This is a genomic window from Stygiolobus caldivivus (assembly GCF_019704315.1).
Lineage (GTDB): Archaea > Thermoproteota > Thermoprotei_A > Sulfolobales > Sulfolobaceae > Stygiolobus > Stygiolobus caldivivus.
In genome coordinates, this window is the sequence record NZ_AP024597.1 from 2,450,611 (window position 1) to 2,470,483 (window position 19,873).

Annotated in this window: 20 protein-coding genes and 1 tRNA gene; 5 read left to right on the top strand and 16 right to left on the bottom strand. The window is 37.7% G+C overall.

The genetic code is table 11. From position 1 onward, the window contains the following. Nucleotides 1–42 precede the first annotated feature (42 nt). The 4 genes from acs to KN1_RS12200 all read right to left on the bottom strand — a co-directional run bounded on the left by acs (nucleotide 43) and on the right by KN1_RS12200 (nucleotide 5,493). Nucleotides 43–1,980: an acetate--CoA ligase gene (gene acs, locus KN1_RS12185; protein WP_221287917.1), complete on the bottom strand. Its 1,938-nt coding sequence runs from the start codon at nucleotides 1,978–1,980 to the stop codon at nucleotides 43–45. Nucleotides 1,981–2,329: 349 nt separating this feature from the next. After that, nucleotides 2,330–2,905, bottom strand: coding sequence for a hypothetical protein (locus KN1_RS12190; protein WP_221287918.1), 576 nt, complete (start codon nucleotides 2,903–2,905; stop codon nucleotides 2,330–2,332). Between the two features lie 629 nt (nucleotides 2,906–3,534). Next, a tRNA-Arg gene (locus KN1_RS12195) sits at nucleotides 3,535–3,619 on the bottom strand. A 5-nt stretch (nucleotides 3,620–3,624) separates the two neighbouring features. Continuing rightward, the gene (locus tag KN1_RS12200) at nucleotides 3,625–5,493 is read right to left on the bottom strand and encodes an arginine--tRNA ligase (protein ID WP_221287919.1); all 1,869 of its coding nucleotides are present in this window, start codon (nucleotides 5,491–5,493) and stop codon (nucleotides 3,625–3,627) included. A 53-nt stretch (nucleotides 5,494–5,546) separates the two neighbouring features. Here KN1_RS12200 and KN1_RS12205 point away from each other — a divergent pair, with 53 nt between their 5' ends. Both KN1_RS12205 and KN1_RS12210 read left to right on the top strand, forming a co-directional pair. Next, on the top strand, nucleotides 5,547–5,753 hold the full coding sequence (locus tag KN1_RS12205) for a hypothetical protein (RefSeq protein ID WP_225905690.1): 207 nt from the start codon (nucleotides 5,547–5,549) through the stop codon (nucleotides 5,751–5,753). Next, complete coding sequence (locus tag KN1_RS12210; protein ID WP_221287920.1) at nucleotides 5,740–6,132, top strand: hypothetical protein; 393 nt, start codon at nucleotides 5,740–5,742, stop codon at nucleotides 6,130–6,132. The genes KN1_RS12205 and KN1_RS12210 overlap by 14 nt, the downstream gene beginning before the upstream one ends. Here the strand turns inward: KN1_RS12210 and KN1_RS12215 are convergent. Further along, nucleotides 6,124–6,432 carry a hypothetical protein gene (locus KN1_RS12215; protein WP_221290748.1) on the bottom strand — a complete coding sequence of 103 codons (309 nt, stop codon included), beginning with the start codon at nucleotides 6,430–6,432 and terminating at the stop codon, nucleotides 6,124–6,126. The two genes, KN1_RS12210 and KN1_RS12215, sit on opposite strands and share 9 nt — an antisense overlap. Before the next feature lie 130 nt (nucleotides 6,433–6,562). Between KN1_RS12215 and KN1_RS12220 the strand changes: the two genes are divergently transcribed. After that, nucleotides 6,563–6,907: a hypothetical protein gene (locus KN1_RS12220; protein WP_221287921.1), complete on the top strand. Its 345-nt coding sequence runs from the start codon at nucleotides 6,563–6,565 to the stop codon at nucleotides 6,905–6,907. A 79-nt stretch (nucleotides 6,908–6,986) separates the two neighbouring features. On the opposite strand, the gene thsA is transcribed toward KN1_RS12220, so the two are convergent. After that, nucleotides 6,987–8,663, bottom strand: coding sequence for a thermosome subunit alpha (gene thsA / locus KN1_RS12225; RefSeq protein WP_221287922.1), 1,677 nt, complete (start codon nucleotides 8,661–8,663; stop codon nucleotides 6,987–6,989). 170 nt (nucleotides 8,664–8,833) lie between these two features. On the opposite strand from thsA, the gene KN1_RS12230 reads away from it, so the two are divergent. Beyond that, nucleotides 8,834–9,565 carry a hypothetical protein gene (locus KN1_RS12230; RefSeq protein WP_221287923.1) on the top strand — a complete coding sequence of 244 codons (732 nt, stop codon included), beginning with the start codon at nucleotides 8,834–8,836 and terminating at the stop codon, nucleotides 9,563–9,565. Here the strand turns inward: KN1_RS12230 and KN1_RS12235 are convergent. The 5 genes from KN1_RS12235 to KN1_RS12255 form a co-directional block, all read right to left on the bottom strand. Next, on the bottom strand, nucleotides 9,498–10,316 hold the full coding sequence (locus tag KN1_RS12235; protein WP_221287924.1) for a hypothetical protein: 819 nt from the start codon (nucleotides 10,314–10,316) through the stop codon (nucleotides 9,498–9,500). The two genes, KN1_RS12230 and KN1_RS12235, sit on opposite strands and share 68 nt — an antisense overlap. A gap of 20 nt (nucleotides 10,317–10,336) precedes the next feature. Further along, nucleotides 10,337–10,669 (bottom strand): hypothetical protein, encoded by a 333-nt coding sequence (locus KN1_RS12240; RefSeq protein ID WP_221287925.1) that lies wholly within the window; start codon nucleotides 10,667–10,669, stop codon nucleotides 10,337–10,339. Nucleotides 10,670–10,920: 251 nt separating this feature from the next. After that, entirely contained in the window at nucleotides 10,921–11,640 is a 720-nt protein-coding gene (locus KN1_RS12245) for a replication initiator protein WhiP (protein ID WP_221287926.1), read from the bottom strand. Nucleotides 11,641–11,710: 70 nt separating this feature from the next. Beyond that, nucleotides 11,711–12,823, bottom strand: coding sequence for an ATP-NAD kinase family protein (locus KN1_RS12250; protein WP_221287927.1), 1,113 nt, complete (start codon nucleotides 12,821–12,823; stop codon nucleotides 11,711–11,713). 4 nt (nucleotides 12,824–12,827) lie between these two features. Continuing rightward, entirely contained in the window at nucleotides 12,828–13,442 is a 615-nt protein-coding gene (locus KN1_RS12255; protein WP_225905691.1) for a DUF4443 domain-containing protein, read from the bottom strand. A gap of 30 nt (nucleotides 13,443–13,472) precedes the next feature. Between KN1_RS12255 and argF the strand changes: the two genes are divergently transcribed. After that, a complete protein-coding gene (gene argF / locus KN1_RS12260; RefSeq protein WP_221287929.1) occupies nucleotides 13,473–14,393 on the top strand; it encodes an ornithine carbamoyltransferase in 921 nt (306 codons plus the stop codon). On the opposite strand, the gene KN1_RS12265 is transcribed toward argF, so the two are convergent. From KN1_RS12265 to thrC, 5 genes are read right to left on the bottom strand one after another with little or no spacing between them, the layout of a single operon-like run. Further along, a complete protein-coding gene (locus tag KN1_RS12265) occupies nucleotides 14,379–15,620 on the bottom strand; it encodes an Nre family DNA repair protein (RefSeq protein ID WP_221287930.1) in 1,242 nt (413 codons plus the stop codon). The genes argF and KN1_RS12265 overlap by 15 nt on opposite strands. Continuing rightward, entirely contained in the window at nucleotides 15,583–16,242 is a 660-nt protein-coding gene (locus KN1_RS12270) for a CehA/McbA family metallohydrolase (protein WP_221290751.1), read from the bottom strand. The genes KN1_RS12265 and KN1_RS12270 overlap by 38 nt, the downstream gene beginning before the upstream one ends. Further along, nucleotides 16,242–17,294, bottom strand: coding sequence for an aspartate-semialdehyde dehydrogenase (asd, locus tag KN1_RS12275; RefSeq protein ID WP_221287931.1), 1,053 nt, complete (start codon nucleotides 17,292–17,294; stop codon nucleotides 16,242–16,244). The genes KN1_RS12270 and asd overlap by 1 nt, the downstream gene beginning before the upstream one ends. Next, a complete protein-coding gene (locus KN1_RS12280; protein WP_221287932.1) occupies nucleotides 17,279–18,628 on the bottom strand; it encodes an aspartate kinase in 1,350 nt (449 codons plus the stop codon). Before KN1_RS12280 ends, asd begins: the two co-directional genes overlap by 16 nt. Beyond that, nucleotides 18,628–19,800 carry a threonine synthase gene (thrC, locus tag KN1_RS12285; RefSeq protein ID WP_221287933.1) on the bottom strand — a complete coding sequence of 391 codons (1,173 nt, stop codon included), beginning with the start codon at nucleotides 19,798–19,800 and terminating at the stop codon, nucleotides 18,628–18,630. The genes KN1_RS12280 and thrC overlap by 1 nt, the downstream gene beginning before the upstream one ends. Between the last annotated feature and the right edge of the window lie 73 nt (nucleotides 19,801–19,873).

Here is a 19,873-nt window from a genome sequence, read left to right on the forward strand (position 1 = left end):
ACTATCTAGAAAAATAGATAAAAAAGGGAAAAATAGAGAAATCTATTTCTGGTTCTGCTGGTTTTGAATCTCCTTGGAAAATTCTTCAACTATTTTCTTTAGTTCATCTACTGATGTCTCGTCTTCCAAAGTAGACGTATCACCCAATGATTGACCAGAAATCACACTCCTTACGACTCTCCTCATAATTTTACCAGACCTAGTTTTGGGCAGTTTAGTTACGAAGTATATTCCACTAAATACTACTATAGGACCCAGTGTATTTTTAACATATTCTATCAAGCTTTTTCTTAATTCGTCGGAGGGCTGATATCCTTGTTTTAATACTACAGCCGCTACGGCTACCTCTCCTCTAACTGGGTCTGGTATACCTATCACTGCTGACTCCGCTACAGCTGGATGAGAAATTAGGACGTCTTCGATCTCTCTGGTTCCTATCCTATGCCCCGCTATTTTTAATACTTCATCAGCCCTTCCAAGGATATAGAAGAACCCGTCCTCGTCTTTTACTGCATAATCACCTGGGTAGTATACCCCTTGGAATTTCGAAAAGTAAGTCTTAACATATCTCTCTGGGTCTCCCCATACTCCTGCAAGTATGCCGGGCCAAGGTCTCTTTATGACTATATACCCTTTCTCCCTCGCTTTTGTTGGCTTACCTTCCTCGTCAAAGACCTCAGCGTCTACCCCGGGTAATGGTAGCCCATTAGCACTAGGTTTAAGCATATAGTTTCCTAGTCCAGGCGTTGCAGATATCATAATTCCTCCAGTTTCTGTCTGCCACCACGTATCAACTATAGGTAGTTGGGACTTACCCACATTTTTGAAGTACCATCTCCACGCTTCAGGGTTAATTGGTTCACCTACACTCCCTAATAGCCTTAAAGTAGATAAATCGTGGGCCTTGACCCATTCTTCGCCATATCTCATCAACGTCCTTATAGCAGTAGGTGAGGTATAAAATACTGTTACACCATATTTCTCTACCAATTCCCACCACCTATCTGGGTTAGGATAGTCCGGGACACCTTCATACATTAAAACGGTAGCGCCGTTTTGCAAAGGACCGTATACGATATATGAATGCCCAGTTATCCACCCAATGTCTGCGGTATTAAAGAATATATCATCATCTCTTAAATCAAAGACCCACTTAGTAGTTAGGTGAGTCCAAAGTCCGTAACCTCCGTGTAAATGGTAGATCCCTTTTGGTTTGCCAGTAGTCCCAGACGTATATAAGATGAACAAGGGATCCGTAGAATCTGTATTTTCTGGTTCTACTTTTTTATATCCTGCTCTCTTTATTAGGTCTTGGTAAAGTACGTCTCTTTCTTCGTTTAGCTCGATCTCTTCGTCTCTCTTTATTACCAGAACTTTTTCTACTGTAGGTGCTTGAGAGACCGCCTCGTCTATTATCCTTTTTAATTCGACTCTTTTACCCCTTCTTACAGTATGCGATGTTGTTATAACCAGTTTTGCCTTAGCGTCGTTTATCCTATCAATTACTGCTTGGGTCGAAAATCCTGAGAACACTACACTGTGTATAGCGCCTATCCTAGCACAAGCTAACATGGCTATAGGTAACTCTGGCATTAACGGAAGATAAATAAGGACTCTATCTCCCTTTTGGATTCCTAAGTCTTGTAAAATTTTCGCAAACCTATTAACTTCATTATATAATTGGAAATATGTTAAACTCCTACTTTCCCCTTTTTCGTTTTCCCAATATATCGCGACCTTATTCCCCCTAGTTTTTAAATGTCTGTCTAAAGCGTTATATGTTATATTCACTTTTCCTCCAATAAACCAACGGTAAAAAGGGGCATTTGATTCGTCTAGTACTTTCTGAAACGGCGAAAACCATTCTATTTCCTCACTCATTCTTAACCAGAACTTTTCTGGCTCTTCTAATGACTCTCTGTAAAGTTGTTTATAAGGAGGCTGATAATATCTTTCTTCAAAAGGGAGATTCTCTGGCATTATAAATCTTTTATTGTTAATCGTAGTTAAATATAAAAGTATTTCCAAGGTTAACATATTCTGTCGGTTAATAAAGGGCAACGGTGCCATTAGTGTAAGGCCAAAAACTTTATTAAACGAGAGAATTGAGGTTGCCCTATAGTCCCTGGCAAAGTATAATATCCGTTAGGTTTGAATGGTTTTTTAATGCAATTGCTACTACATTATGAACTTTACCTTAATAACTAATATAGATATTTTAGGATGTATTTTATTAATTTAGAATAGTTATTTTACATTACGAAATATCATCCAAATACAGTGAGTAGAGGGATTTTAAGCTTAGTAGTTGGTTTAATGAGGACATCGGTTAAACCATAAAAGCACCTAAGAAGAACTTTATCTCTAAAAAGGTTAACACAGAAAACAGAATAAGTGCTGAGAGTACTTGGCTTAGCGTATGCTCTTTTGCTTTAACTCTAGCCCAGGCTACAATAACGGTTACTATATATAAGAATGCAAAATTTATACCGAAAAGCAAAGTAAGAGTGGTGGCTACGCCCGATAACACAGAGATATGGATACTTATTTTGTACACTAAAGTAATTAAAAAAATTAATAAAGTATTTATTATATATAAAATTGAAATATATAAAAACAAATTTACACCAGTTAAGTAAAGAATTAAAACGGCAGCTAAATACCCAATAAAAGATAGGAGTATCAAAAGGCCTCTCTCTTCTCTTTTAGTAACTAATAGATCCGATACTTTTCCTAGTTTCAATAAAATTAATGTAAGCAAAAAAGGGAAAAACGAGAAAAATGTTAACGTGATAACTAAATCCAATAAGTCATGGCAACATACAGCATAAATCACGATAAAACCTAAAGAAGTAGAGACTGAAGGGTGAAAAATAAGAGAAATCATGTTCTCGATTCGCATCATGAAATTCTATTCTTAAACTTAATTTAAAATTAAGGTTACGCGCTCGCAGGGATTTCTTAGGTAGCATTTTATGTAAAACCCCTTGCGTTGACATGTTTCTACTAAATTAGATGTATGTCATTACATACTTCACGATTAGGAGTTAGGGCTCTTAAGTGTTTAGCGTAAAATAAAGTTAGGTGTTGACGTAAGCATTCAGGGTAATACTTATGTACAATGGTTTTTAGATAAATGCCACTCAGATCCTAGTCTCCTTTTTATTTAGCGTCTTACTGATTTAAAAGCCCATTTCATGTGTAAAGGTAACGAATACTCATGTCCTAAAGGTCAGTTACCTCATAAGCTGTAACTCCTATATCTACCCAGAAACCGCACCTCTCACCTAACGTTCAAGATAGCTAAAGAAAATCACATAGGTATAGTATCTGTGTAAAATATCAAGGTTCAAGTATAAGGGATAGTAGTTGCCTTTTTACAGCCCTATTAAGGCAGTAATAGTACTAGAGAATTATTAACATACCGGGAGGCATTGATTGCATTCTTTTAGATTTTTCTATAAAAGAAACCTATTATCATCTCAAAAGTCTTTTTACTTCTTAGTCCCATCTCTATCGCCCTATACTAGATAGCGGACCCGCCGGGACTTGAACCCGGGACCGCCGGCTCTCTACCTTACCGCAGGCCGGCGCTCTATCCTGGCTGAGCTACGGGTCCAGTATTTACATTTTCTCAAGAGGTTTTATTCCTATCGCATTAAGCCCGTTAAATAATACTCTTTCTACTCCTTTTACTAGAAACAACCTTGTCATCCTTTTAGTTGGATCTTGCTCTTGTAAAACCCTTTCATTATTATACCACCTGTTGAAAATGTCCGAAACTCTCCTCAAAAAATCTACTAAATCCTCTGGTCTCATTTCATCTGACGCCTTTGCTAGTACCTCTGGGAATTTCGCTATTAGTATTAAAATCTTCCTTTTGTCGCCCTCTATATCACTTAAGTCTACTTTTTCAATATCTAATCTCTCATAGTTCTTTGACAAGATATTATAAGCCCTAGCGTAAGTATACTGTAAATAAGGACCGCTATTTTGGTCGAAATCAACCACGTTATTTACGTTAAACGTAACGGGTTTATTCGCCGAGACAGAAAGGATCACATAACGTATGGCAGCATTTACTATTTCATTAATGTTATCTATTTTACCTCCTTTCTCCTGAATTTTCTTTCTAGCTACTTCTTCTACTCTTTCCACTATCTCGTCTAAAGAAATAAACCTTCCAAGCCTTCCGCTCATTTTCATCCCTTGCAAATTCACCATACCGTAAGAATAATGGATTAAGTTTTTAGCATAATTCTCATAACCTAATAAGTAAAGTGACGCTCTTAACTGCATCTGGGGAACCGATTGCTGTTCCGCTATCACGTTTATTACCCTATCGGCTTTAAAACTGCTAAATTTCCTAATAGTGTAGGCTATATCTCTAGTAGTATATAATGAAGTACCATCAGACCTAACGAGGACTAATGGAGGTAGTTGTAAGCCAACAGGAATTGATAACTCTTCTTTCTCATCTTTACTTAATTCAAGATTTAGAGCCTTAGTCCCCTTATAGTCTATAGACCTCATTAGCGCTTCAGACACTATCTTATTTACCTCTCCGCTCCACAGCAGGTCACTCTCGTAATCATAGTCGTCGAAAGATATGTGGAGTTTATTGAGGCTCTGTTCAAATGCTGCTAAGTTGTACTTTACTATTTTCCTTATAATCTGGACAACTTTATCATTACTTTTACTCTCATATTGTCTAATTATGTTCTGTATCTGAGCTTCTACATCCTCTATCCTGTTAATTTCATCGGCTAATTTGTTAAATATTTCTGGGTATCTTTCCTGATGCTGCGCCGCTATACCTACTAGTTCATCTAACCTTTTAATCTTTTCACGGTATTTCTCATCGTCATTTATTAACTGGAGTTCTTGTCTTATAGTTTTAATTTCTATTAGGACATTAGTTATTGAGTAAATTATGCCAAACCAGTGGTCAGCCTTAATATTAGAGGGCAGTTCAGGTTCCCCCAAAAGCATATAACCTAATGCTAAGATAGCTACTTGTCTCCCTGCATCGTTTACATAGAACCTTGTGTTTACTGCATGCCCCCTTATCTTAAGCATCCTCGATATCGTATCACCTAAAATCGAGTTTCGTAAATGTCCTATATGTAAAGGATGAATAGGGTTTGCACTTGTATGCTCTACGACTATTCTGAATTTTTTCTCAGCCTCCTCTATCCCATAATTATCAGGAAAATTCGAGAATAGAAATTTAAACAAGTTCTTCTCGTCAATAAAGGCATTTACGTATATGCCTGATTTCTTAATTTCTCCTATGAGTTTTTGCCCCTTGTCTACGTATTCCTTACTCAATAACGTTCTATCCTTAGAAACTGAAGGTATAGGTAAAGCCAGATCTCCGACCTCATCTCTCGTAGGGTATTCAATGTTTTTAAATACCTTATCATAACTAATACCTAACTGTTCCGACAAGATCTTAGAGAATTCGATCTTAGCCTCTCTTATAGGATCCACAAGATGGCATAAGCCGGTGTGTTTATATCTTTTTCTCACAGAATATTTGAATCATGAAAAGAGTAGAAGTCCTTATAGTAGATGATTTAAAAGGGTCTACGAAAGTAAGTGAAAAACAAATTAATGAGGTATTAAGACAATTTAACGACGAGACAATAGATAAAATAATCATTAACAGGGTAACCCTGCCGTCATCTCTAAACGATGAGGATAACATACTCGGTGTTCATATTATAGTGAGGGAAGTTGCAGAAACGTAATATATGCCCTCATTATAAGGGAGGATTTTGTGTATCTCCAGTTCTAGATAGCCCATCGGACTCAGTTACATCTCCGTCAAGGTGCCAAGGTAATTATAAGTCTTGCAGGTATTATATGGGGACGGAAGGAGAAAGCTCCAAGAGAGAAGGACTGGAACAATATTCTGAAGACGAAAAAGTAGAGCAAGAAATTTCATTTTACCATAAAATTAACATACTTGAGAATAACTTAGACAGTGAATGCCCTAATTTTGAACTTTTCAGGACAGAAAAAGGATTAGTCGCAAGATGTAAAATAATGGACAGAGTATTAACGTCATCACAAGCAGAACTTTGCTCAAAAGTTTGGAAATCTTGCCCAATAAGGGTCTTAACCTAATTTAGCATATTTCCCATCTTCAGACATGGTTACTAGGTTCTTTTCGGCCAAATCTGACAAGGCTTTCCTGATCTTGTCTTCACTTGCTATTCCTGATAGTGCTGAATGTAACTCCTTTAAATTCATAGGTTTTTGACTAAGTAGATCTAGCAATATTTCTTTCAATTCTTCCTCATTAGGCGCTGTCATGACAACTACTTCTTTATCAGAGTATAGAACACGTAACTTTTTCTCTACCTCGTTTAAAGGTTCTTCTCCTTCTTTATTAGAAGACCTCTTTTTTCTCCTTGAGGACGACATCTTAAACCCTCTCACTCACTAAGTTATAATTAAAATCTGTTTGCTTATAAGTATTGATGAAAACACCACATAATTACTTAACTACAGTTTTTATATGGCATCTTAAAATTAGTTATATTAGGCGAATCATTTGGGAGAACCTGACTTCTTACGGCATATAGTAAGTAAGGTATTAACACCTGTGAGTCTGGACCTAAAAAAATTAGACGAAGCACAAAAACTACTAGCTAAAGCGGAGTCAAAATACGGTTTTTCTTCTTATGGTGGAGACCCTGAAAAATTAGCTAATTACCTACTAAGCCCAGATTTCATAAACCTTGTTTTAATAATAGGAGTAGACCTATCTAAGAAACTACTTTATCTAACTCGGGACAGTTACTCGAGTCCAAAGATCAAAGAGGCTGTCCAAAAAATGCTTGATGAACTTGACGGATATTCAGGAGAAGAAACAAACCAAGTTATGATGTACAAATAACTAACTCGTTTTAACGAATTAAAAAGAAGACAAAAACAATAGAATGGATAGAAAATAAATAAAAAAGCTCTATTAAATTTTACTCAAATGATGGCTTATTACTCCCTTCCTCTCCGCCTTCTCCGCCCTTACTTCCCTCTTTCTTCTCGCTCTTTAAAGGAGAGGCAGCAATTAAGTCATCAATCTTTAGTATTGCAGTAGCAGCTTCTACAGCACTCTTAAGTACTTGCATCTTAACCCTTACCGGCTCAATTACATTAATAGCCATCATATCATCATTGAGTTTACCGTTTAATACATCTACTCCAGCGTTAACTAGGCCTTTAGAGTGTTTAGACCTTAAGTCCATTAGAGTCTGAATTGGTTCCATACCCGCAGTTTCTGCTAATATCATAGGAATTTCTTCTAAAGCTTCTGCGAACTTTTCAATTGCTAGTTGCTCTTTCCCTCCTACACTCCTTGCATATTCTCTAAGTCTTAAAGCTAATTCAGTCTCAACAGCTCCTCCACCTGCAACAATCATAGGCTTAGATAATACATTCCTTAACGAGTGTAATGCATCATTTATACTCCTCTCGGCTTCATCTAATGCCATATCATTTGACCCTCTTAATAAGATGTTTACAGCCCTGGGGTTCTTAGCACCTTCAATGAATACCATCTTATCATTTCCTACTCTTCTTTCCTCAACTAACTCAGCATAACCTAAGTCTTCAGGGGTCGCATCTTTTATACTACTTATTATCCTAGCTCCTAAAGCCTTCTCCAGCTTTTCTATATCACTCCTCTTTACTCTCCTTACGGCTAATATTCCCTTCTTTGCCAAGAAGTGCTGTGCTATATCGTCAATACCCTTCTGACATATGACTACATTAGCACCTATTGAAGCTAGCTTATCGACCATCTCCTTCAGGTACTTAGCTTCCTCATCAAGGAAGGCTTTGATCTGTTCAGGACTAGTTATACTAATCTTAGCAGAAATTTCTGGTTTCTCTACTTCAAGTGCCGCATCAAGGACTGCAATCTTAGCCTTTTCGACCCTCCTTGGCATACCAGGGTGAACCACTTCCTTATCAAGGACTAACCCGCGTACTAGCATACTGTCCTCAGTGCTTCCACCCTTTTTCTTATCGATCTTGATTAGGTCGAGGGGTACGCTATAACTTCCATCTGGCTGTTTCTCTGCTACAATAGAGACTGCATCTAACACTAAGTTTATTATCTTGTCCATCTCTTCACCGCCAGCAACGAACTTACTCGACATTGTAGTGTATACTATCTTCCTTAACTGATCTCTAGTAGCTTGGGAGTTAAGATCACTTACGTCTATCTTTAAGGCTAATTGATCGATTATTTCTAGTGCTTTATTAAGAGCTTTCTTATATCCTTCAATTATAATTGTTGGGTGTATATTCTGGTCTAGTAGGTCATCAGCTTTGTCGAGTAGTAATCCTGCCAATACTACGGCTGAAGTGGTACCGTCTCCCACTTCAGCATCTTGTGCTTTGGCTGCTTCTACAAGTAACTTAGCAGCTGGGTGTTGAATTTCCATCTCTTTTACTATTGTCGCGCCGTCATTGGTTATTGTAACATCTCCGAAACTGTCAATTAGCATCTTGTCTAGTCCTCTAGGACCTAATGAGCTCTTTAGCATTTCCGATAACGTTACAGCTGCAAGTATATTGTTCCTTAAAGCATCCCTGCCACTTGTTCTATTTGTACCTTCTTTGAGGAGTAATACCGGAGCACCTGCCATATGGATTCACCGTAGCTGGTTTTCATTAGGAGCGGTTATATATAAATTTTTCTTTTTATGGTTTAGGCGTATTCACTTGCATCTGAACGGACTTTTAACGTCTTTATCTAGAAAATAAACGATAATTTACAAAAAATCTTTAATTCTAGCACTTGAAAGTAACCGTATAAATGGAACTTTGCCAACGATGTAATAAAAGAGAAGCAAAGTATATTGTAGGAGGGAGAAGACTTTGTGAAACGTGTGCAAGGGATGAAATTGTAAAGAGAGTTAGAAAAGAAATACATAACAGTAAGATGTTTAGTTTCAAGGATAAAGTAGTTATAATAGTACCAGATAACCTTAACCAACTTGCAGAAATACTCTCTCAAATTGTAGGAAAGGCTTGCTATACGTGCAAACTACAGATAGACAAAGTAAACATTAAAACAGAGATTAATACTGACAGTAACATAAACGATTATATCTGGAAAATTATTATGTATTCGAAAAGTCTAGCCGATTATAAAGTGAAAATCCTACCTTTTCCTTCTAACTTTTTCCTCGCTTATCTATTATATTCAGTCTCAACTAAAGACTATTCGTACATAAATTATGTCACAAGCTATAAGTTGCTGAGCGATGGTACTAGATTTTTTATACCACTTTACTCAATCTCTCTCTTAGAACTTAATGCTTTCGGTGAAATAAAGGAAATTAGCTTTAACGACGAGATATTTGACGCAATTTTCAGATGGGTCAACACACAATTAGCTGAAAATTATGAACTATTTCATACTTTCATAGCTTCTACATCACTGTTTAATTCTGCACGATGTAAATCTTGTGACGCTTTCATTGAGTCTGGGGAGTATTGTGCTCGATGTAAAAGGACTTTAACTTCTCCTTTTCCTCCTTATTAAGGATAATTTCGAATTTAAATACATCTTTTTGCTGTTTACTGGGGGGTAAAATGCCTTCCCATGAGTAGTAGAAATAACCTGCAGACATAATCTCCTTAAAACCATCCTGGTCTATTTTATAATAGTCAAAAAGCATCTGTAATACGTTCAGCTCCTCTTTTATCTGCTTCATACTAATTACATATCTACAGATATAACACGATAAGTCTGGCATAATAGCATTAAACCCGCATTTAGGACATTTGACTGGGGAGTTAATTCCGTAGAGTGTCCAATTAGACCTTAAGATATCTATCAGGTCATTCCTCCCTCTTTTTACACATACCTCGTATAGCCTGGGACCCAGGTCTTTAATTGCATTTCTAGTGTTATATACTACAAACTCTAACTGCTCTTCCGAGAGTTTTTCTAAGTCCTTAATCCTGACTAACTTCATAGCCAAAAACTCCATTAAAGCGTCTTTATTTGCAGAGAGCCTGTTAATAATGGTCCTCGACTTGGGCTTCGTCTTCACTTCGCCTACGGCACCGCTGAAAGGCTCCTTAATAAGTTCCTTATATTCTTCTCTGGACAAGTTTAAATATGCGAGCCCTAACGCGTTTATTACCTCATCCAAATATTCTTCTAAGAGTTGGTTAGGGTCTACATATTTTACAACTGTAGACTTCTTCTTTTTACCTGAAGTCTTTGATTGTGACTCAGCAGAAGGGTCTTTTTGTTCTTTATCTTCTTCTTTCTTTTTTCTAGGCAAAAGCTCCCCCTGAACTGCGACTAGACTGTATGGGATAAGTCCAGGTAGTCCATAGGAAGCATTTTACCTTTAGACACTATCTCGTTATATTTCTTTTCCAAATCTTCAATAAATACAGGGCAGTTCTCAAATTTTCCCTCCCTGGTGCATTTAGCACCACCTAAAGTTAAGAAACACATAGACGACTTCTTATCATAATGAGGGCATAACTTATGATAAGTTTTAGCACTTTTTATCATCTTTTCTATCCACTGTTTTTTGTGGTCCTTCTTTTCTGCTTCCTTCTCAGCCTTAGCTAGTACTTTGTTCATCTCTTCTTCTGAGATCTTTGAAGATCTCGTACTATCTGCCATAAATAACACCGCATTATGTAACTTTAAGCGTCTCCTCTAATATATATTACTACTACTACTCTTATCAAATAATAGACGGGCAGGCTTATCCCATAGATATTAATATTTGTATAATGTAAGAAGAATTCACGTAAAATATTACCTGGCACCGATTTATAGTAGTAGTAATTATTTATGCTATAAGAGGAGCCACAAATTTGAAAAAGGGAGAAAAGGAAACCTGGGTAGAGCTATGAACTATTAGAGAAAACTTAACATTCGCTTATCCTGTCTTTAAATGATTGTGTAAAACCTATCCTAAGTCCTAATTTAGGGTCATGGTACAGGTAGAGAATCCTCTTGGTCTGTAACTTTCTTAAAACTCTAAGTAACCAAGCTGTATCGGCACCAAACTCTTCTTGGAGCTGGTCTATGTAAACGTAAGTAGACCCCCATTGCTTATATTTGTTAAGGAGATATGATAGTAACTCTTTTTCTTCTTCGTCTAATTTTTTCAGAATTTCATCTAGACAGTTAATAAGATCAGTCTTTTGTGGTTTATTTTCTGCAGTACTGGTTTTTGCTTCAATAAACAACAAAAATTCTTTTCTCTCTTTGTCATCTTTTTCCTTATTCTTGTCGTTTATTGAGGGCTTAACCTTTTCATTAAATATGTCTCTAGCTATAGCTAAATATTCAGTAAACTTAGTACTATTCTTACTCTCCAAGATCTCTTTAGCTAGGTCCTCTCCTAATGCCGAAAGATGCCATCTACCTGCCTCTTGGTAAACTAATCCTTTTCTTTTCCAGTAACTAAGATAACTACTAACATACTTAGTTTCAAGCCCCAAGTTTACGGCTATCTCTGATGTTCTTAGTGGCCTGGCTAAGAGGAGGACTAGGACGGCCTCTACTAATTTCGACCGGGGGTTAATACTCTTATTTTCTTGAACCTTTACAGTGTCTATAATGTCAGTATCGTCAGTCTTCATCAGATCAAATTTGACAAACTAAAATTAATAATAGTGGAAAGATTTACCCTTAGTAATTCCATGCATTTTTCTAATCAGTAATATCGCAAGTCTTTACTGCAACAAATTCATCATAGCCCACAATTACTTTGTAGACTCCTTTCATTAAATTGTCTAATTTGGGGTCTCCGGAATCAATCCTTAAGCAATCAAAAGTATATAGTTTACTTCTTGTCGAAACTACTATTATGTTATCTCTTTCTACCTTATTACTCTCTATTCTTAGTAATTTTCTAAGAAATAAAGGCCCTATCTCTTGGTTTCCTCTACCTATTAAAAACCCTTGCCTCCCTATAGGTGTTAAAATCAGCTTTAACTCCCCGGTTAAATTAAGCAAATCGTCATAATTTGCACAGCTCTTAATTAATTTCATATTTTGCAGAATATCAGTACAAAGGAAATTAGTTTCTATCCCTATTTTTCTCAGTATATTCTTTGTAGTGCTGCCAGGTCCTATAACGTAAGTTATGTCTGGATTTGATAGTTCTTTATCTATAACATATTGCGCAATTTCGTCAACTTCCTCTTTTTCTGAAATTATCTCCTCTTTATTGGGTACTATTAAGTTGGAGTAATTAATAGTTCTAGCATAACCGAAGAGCTTCACATTGTACTTCCCTTGCCGATAAGCTTCTTCATCTATATCGAGGATCTCTGTAATAATAACTTCGGTTTTACCTTGTACAAAGTGGCGCAAAAGGATACCTGCACCCTCAGGAGTATTTGCAAATACCCCACTGTGCATTTTAACTCCGGTAGGGATCCCCAAGACAGGTAAGGTGTCTTTTACTACACTATATACGTCTCTAGCTGTACCGTCCCCTCCTGCAAAGACTATTATGTTACATGACTCTTTCTCGAGGAAATAGTTAAGGGCGTTTATAGTATCAACTCTCAAGGTAGGGGAGTGTATTGTTATGTCAATAACCCGGTAGTTCAACTGTGTATTTTTGAAGTAATCTTCTCCCATCTCCCGAGGGGCTACCACATAGATAACGCTATCTTTGGGTGCGGTTGACAAAAACCTGGCCATCCTTAACGGGGTTTCTTGGTTATATGTATGTAGGCTATCACTCCCCTTATAGCCTATCCTTCCGCCGCTCCCTGCTACTGGGTTAACAAGTAGGCAAATTGTTTTTGTCATTACCTTAAAGTAGTGATAATAATATTTTATAAGCTAAGTAATTATTACGCGGTTCGAAGAAAATTACCAAGTCATAAGGCTTCATAACATGGGTTAGTTTTTCCTTAATTTCCCCTTTTAACTTCTTTACTTCTTCGCTCTCATTAAAAGTTTTTGGCGGAAGTTCTATTTTTTCGTCCAGGTCTACTATGCCTATTAAGGTCCTAGTAGCCCCAGACCTAATTATTAGGTCCCTTAGCTCTAATATCCCGATTTTTTCTATGAGGCTAGAAGAATTTCTTAATATGAGACAACTTGCGTCCCAATTGATAGTGTCTAACTTTATACTTTCAAGTACTACTGTTCTTTGCAAAAAATAATCGAGTAATTCCTTTCCCTTATCAGAAAGGATTATTCCTGCCACTTTATCTATATTTACTAGCCCTAATTCCCTTAACCTCTTAATTAAAGTCCTTGTGCTCGCTTCGCTAAGCCCTAATTTTCTCATGAGTAAATGTCTCCCAATAGGTTGCTCTTTCTTTATAATATCAAGTGCTAAAAGTACATGAGCCTCATCAAAATTGGGCTTATTGCCCTTCTTAGGAGTTACAGCCTGATTTAGTAGTGTTACGATCTCCACATTTATAAATGGCACACAGAACATAAAAATATGTTGAGGGGAAAAAGCCTACTTTGTCTGTTGGATTTTTCTAAACAAGAAATAGAAAAAATGATGGATGTATCTTTTATGATGAAAAACTACGTGTACACTGGCAACACACCCAAACTTTTAGAAGGAAAGAGTGTAGCCCTAATTTTTGAAAAGCCTAGTACTAGGACCAGGGTCAGTACGGAGCTAGCTATAAGGAAATTGGGCGGTATTAGTATAGTATTAAGTAAAGGAGAACTCCAGTTAAGTAGAGGTGAGCCCGTGGAAGATACTGCACGGGTATTAGGTAGGTTTGTAGACGGTATTGGTGCTAGAGTACTTGACCATAAAAGCCTTATAATAATGTCAGAGTATTCTAAGAAGCCTGTAATAAACTTGTTGAGCGATATAGCCCACCCTCTCCAAGCTTTATCCGATTATATGACGATAAAGGAAAAGTTTGGTAAGTACGAGACGGTAACTTTTGTAGGCGATGGGGGCGATAACGTGTTAATTAGTCTCATGGCTTTCGCTGCCAAGTTAGGGCTAGAGCTACGTGTTGCGTCTCCGAAGGAGTATAAACCTAAGCAAGAAATATGGAAAAGGATAGAGGAAGAGGCTGAAAAGAGTGGTGCAATAATAGAATTTTATGAGGATCCCTATGAAGCTGTGAGAGGGAGCATGGTTATCTATACAGATGTGTGGGTGAGTATGGGTCAAGAAAAAATAGGAGAAGAAAAAAAGAAAAAATTAAGTCAATATAAGGTGAGCAGAGATCTAATGAGGTATGCTAGTAAAGACGCTATTTTCCTACACTGTCTACCCGCGGTTAGAGGAGAAGAAGTAGAGGCGGAAGTAATAGACGGTCCTCAATCAGCTGTATGGGATCAAGCGGAGAACAGGTTGTATACTGCTATGTCGGTATTTTCACTTCTTATTTAAGAAAGAGTCTATAGAAGTTTGGACAAGGAGCTTTTTTATACTTTTTATATCTTCTAAGGAGACCTTGTCCTTAGCCTTCAACCTCATATTTACAAACTTAATTGCGTCTCTAAGTCCTTCAAACGTAGCTATCTTATTTTCTTCTAATGCTCTTTTAGTAGTCTCTCTAATGTGCCAATTACCTACTGGAGCATAGTACTCCGCTGTTATTTCTCTTATGATAATTACCCCGGCTTGCCTCTTTCTCTCGTGCAGTTTTTCAAGGACGGCTAGCCTTGATGCCATATAACCACCGTCTAAGAAATCATACTTTCCCCAATAGTCCTCGCTTAGGTCACTTACAATAAGCTCGTTAGCCCATAGTGATAGTGGGTGCCAGATTTCTACCCATACACTTCTGTAAGTAGATGGAAATAATATAATGTGGAAGTAGTTTCCTAAATATGAGGAATAATATACCTCGACTTCGTCTATCTCTCCGAAACGTCTAATTTGCGGGAGTAAATACTTACCTATAGCCTGGTCTACTGCAGTTATACTCCACCTAGTAGGCACTAATTTTCTGTTTTTCTTGAGCCCGAATAGCCCGAGTGAAAGTCCGGTTATGATCTTGTAATAGTCTTCACCATTTCGATATAGTTCCAGTATGGCTTCTTCAGCCTTTACGTCATCAAAGATAAATTTTTCAAGGTGAGGCGAAAGCTTAGGATTATCCTCGACCTTAATATCGTTAACTTCAAGTGAAGGACCTCTAGGTATAAGTACCCCATCAAACCGTAATTTAGCTTCTATGCCTTTTTTATCACTAACCGCATTTGAGTCTACGGGTTTGTAAGATACTCCAGCTAAAGAAATTTCCTTTTCGTAGAGTTTGAAAGGGTCGTTGATGTCTACTTTTTTAAGTAGAGATGAGATCATTTGACTCCTTAATGACAGGATTTCATTAAGGCTCTTTTTACCCCACCAACCTTTAGGGTCTTCATATTCTTTTGCTTGATCCCCTTGTACACCAGGTGGTATGTTATAGATTAGCGGGACTTTAGGATAGTTTTTCTCTCCTATAATAATACTGGGAGGTGTGGAACCCTTTATTGCCTCCGAGCTATGGACTTTGCTAACTGCTATGGTAATAGACCTAAACCTATCCATTATAGGACAAGAAGGGAGACCGCATAGGTATTTATACCCTTTACAACGGATACATAGTTCTGCGGGTATTTTTCGCAATTTTCAGTTTCCTCAATATACTCCATTCTACTATCTTTAACTTAGCTTTTGCGGTTAATCCTATCCCTATAGGCTTTACCCTACCCTTTTTTAGTTCTTCTAATATATCATCAACTCTAAACTCCGTTATTTGTAATTCATTATATGCAGAACCCAATGCCTCGCTCACGTGTGAATCGCTATTAGCTAGACCGGGTAAGCCAAGTGCCTGAGAAGCTTTCAAAGCTTTTTCATTTGCACTTTTAGGTGCTTTAGAGTTGAAAACTTCTATTGCATCAAACTTGTAACTGAATACTTTTTCTCCTATTCCTGCTCTAAAAATATCGAAAGGGTGAGAAGGAAAAATTAGGCAATTATTTTCTTTACTGTAATCGATTAATTGTTGTATATCACGAGGGGGGTCTGGAGGAAAATTACATAAAATAACTACATGTCCGTACTGTGTACTCACTTCCTGTCCGGGTACTACTGGATATCCTTTAATTCTCTTATGCGCTTCAGATGTATCATGGTCTGTTATAGCTATACCATCCAGCCCTTTTTTGAGGGCAGTTTTTATCATTAGTTCTGGGGAATACTTGCCATCGCTGTAAAAAGTATGGACGTGGAGGTCTATCTTTATCATATATACCCAAGCTCCTTCATAACCTCCACTGTTAAAATAGTAATACCTGCAGCACCCCTAACTAAATTGTCTCCTAAAGCTATAAGCCTCAGTACGTTATTTTCGAACCTTAACCTACCTACTGTGATTGCCATCCCATTTCCTGCAGGCACGTCTAATAGTGGTTGGGGCCTATCCTCTTCGTCCCTTACTATTATAGGTGATTTAGGTGCTGTTGGTAAATTCTTAATCTGGGGTAGAGATTTAAAATTCTTAAGTCTTTGTTTTATTTCTTCTATATCTATTTTCTTGTCTGTCATTATGTTTATTATTCCCATATGTCCGATTCTTGTCGGCACTCTGATCGAAGTAACAGATGTATCTAAGTTAGCTGGAATTATCTGTTGTTGGTCTACTTTCCCGTTAAGCTTTGTTAGTTCTTTTGCTATTTTATCTTCCTCACCTTTAATATATGGTATGATATTTCCTTCTATAGACATAAAGGGGATCCCGTTATATCCGGCCCCGCTCACAGCTTGAAGTGTCGTTATTAAAATTTTTGACCTCTCCGCTATGTCAAGTAAAGGTTTTAACGGCATTGACATTATGGCTGCCGTACAATTTGGGTTTTTGACTAGAAGTCCTTTCCATCCTTTTTTAGACTGCTGTGCTTTTAGGAGCTCTAAATGCTCCCAGTTTACTTCTGGGTTAATTAGAGGGACATCAGGATCCATTCTGAATGGGCTTGCGTTCGATACTACGACCTTCCCGTTCTTAACTAACTCTAACTCTATGCTTTCTGCTAACTCGTTAGGGAGTGCTGAAAGTACTATATCAACATCTTTATGGTCTTCATAATTGGTAGATACTATAGGTAAATCTTTTACGTTCTCTGGTATATCACCCGGTTCAACCCACCTTACGGACTCCTTATACTTTTTACCTATTTTTGACGGAGACGCACTAACTTTAACTAATTCTAGATAAGGGTGAGTTGATATTAGTTTAACCATTTTTTGCCCTACCATACCCGTTGAGCCTAGTAGGGACACTCTTATTTTGTCGACCATTCTAGTACCACCTCATGTAAGTCTTTGGCGAGTTGTTCTGATTCTCTCTTATTTGATATAAATGTTATACTGACACCTTTAAGACCTCTGGAGATAAAAAGCGGGTCATATGCTGACGCTCTCGTAAGGACTTTGCTCGAGATTTCTTTATTTCTTAACCCACATCCAACAATACTTATTGCACTTACGTCTTCAACTTCTACCTCCTTTATGAGAGAACCAAGCTGGTTAAGCCTATTCATCAGCCTATCGCTATCTTCATTGTTTATTACAAGCTGGATCACCGTCTCAGAAGCAGGCTGTGATATTGCCACGATGTTCACATTTGCATTTTTAACTTCTGTTGTTATAGTAGCTGCAGAACCTATTTTTCCTACTATTCTAGTGCTCTCGATAGTAATTAACTTCAGGTTATCGTTTGTAGTTAGTCCCTTTAGTAAATCATTTTGGGTACACATTCCCTCTATTGTCGTATCACCTTCTTCATAAAGTCCCTCTATGATAACTTTCATGTTTGAGCCGAATAGCGGGTCAAACGTCCTCGGGTGGAGCCTTTTTGCACCTAGCTGAGAGAGTTCTATGGCTTCTTCCAGGGACAGTCTAGGAATTGTAATAGCATTTTTAATCTTTTTCGGGTCCGCGGTCATTATACCGGGTACTTCCGTGATTAATCTGACTTCTTTAGCGCTAAGGAGCTTTCCTATAAGTGTAGCTGTGTAATCACTACCTCCTCTTCCTATTGTAGTAAACTTGTGGGTCTTGCTTATTCCTATGAAGCCAGGGATCACAGTTACGGGTCTGTTAATTTCTTCTAGCTTTCTGGTCAAATACTCTGTTGACTCTGTTAATAAGACATTTGCTTCACCGAAATTTTCATCCGTTATTAGAGGGGGGTCTGATAGATAGCCCACGTTTAATTTATTGTTAGTTAGATAAGCGGATAAGACTATAACAGCGAGCCTTTCTCCGAACGAAAGTATATAGTCCCTCACTTTAGGTGTTACTTCGTCTAGTACTCTTATTGACCATGCTACTTTGTATAATTCATCGGCCAGTTTAGAAAGGTCTTTGAACGCTCTTTCGAATTCTATTCCGTCTACTAGTTTTGATAAGAGCCTAATGTGTCTATCGTAAATATCGCTTATTATGTCCACTGATTTATCAGTCTGCGTCGTTACAGATAGGAGTTGGTTTGTAACGTTTTTTATAGCCGATGTAACTACCACGTTTTTACTAAAAGATGGTTCACTAGAATATTTCTTTATCTTTTCTAGAATAAGTTCATAGTCTTTCTCATCTTTCTGGATTGAACCTCCTATTTTTAAAATTCTCATTACAGCTCACCGAGGACTACTTTATCAATATGCTCGGGGTTAACTAAGATACGTTTAGCTTCGGATTTCGCCATAGCCTCTGGGTCTTTAAGTGCATGACCGGTTAGTATCATGACAGTCTTTTCATTTGTATCTAACCTTTTCTCGTTAACTAGTTTTAAGAACCCAGCATATGCAGCTGCTGACGCGGGCTCAGCGCCGATCCCTTCTCTTCTTGCTAACTGTCTTTGGGCGTCAAGGATCTCGTTATCTGAGACTGAGATGGCGAATCCTCTCGAGTTTTTAATAGCTTTTATAGCTTTTTTCCAGTTAACCGGCTTTCCTATTCTTATCGCTGTCGCTACTGTTTCTGGTGTGTCTACAAATTCCGGTTTATCAAGTCCTTTTTCAAAGGCCCTTGCAATTGGGGAGGCCCCTTCAGCTTGGACTCCTATCATCCTCGGAGTCCTATCTATTATGCCTGCACTCTTTAGCTCGGTAAACCCTTTCCATATGGCATAAATATTTCCAGCATTTCCTACTGGAACTATAACGTTATCAGGGACTCCTATGTCCTCATAGATTTCAAAGGCTATAGTCTTTTGTCCTTCTAACCTCCAAGGGTTAAATGAATTGAGGGGGTATACAATTTTGAGTTCTTTGTACAATTTCATGACACTCGACATAGCGATATCAAAACTCCCGTCTACCTCAAGAATTGTCGCACCATATAGAATTGATTGTGCAAGTTTGCCTATAGCCACTTTTCCTTTCGGGAGCACTATATAACTTTTGAGTCCAGCTCTGCTAGCGTAAGCTGCCGCTGACGCAGCTGTATTCCCGGTAGACGCTGCAACAACTACCTTATACCCTAAAGAAACAGCGGAGCTTATGGCTACTGTCATTCCTCTATCCTTAAAGCTACCTGTGGGGTTAGCCCCTTCAAACTTAAAATACGCGTTTTCGTAGTTACTAGACTTTATTAGTGGTGTATTCCCTTCATTAAGTGTAACTATCCTTTTGTATTCACCTGCTATTAGGTCTTTATATCTCCAGACTCCCTTGCCTCTAAGGGAAGAGAACGTAAACCCTTTAGGGGGTTCTAATATTATCTCGAGTAGTCCTCCGCATTTAGGGCAAGTTATGAGGTCTTGTTTTACTGGGTACTCCTCTCCGCAATCTAAACATTTCAAATAGCCTTGCATGTTTCCAACAATAACTCACCACTGTACGGTAAAGCTCTTTATTACACTAAATTATAAGCTT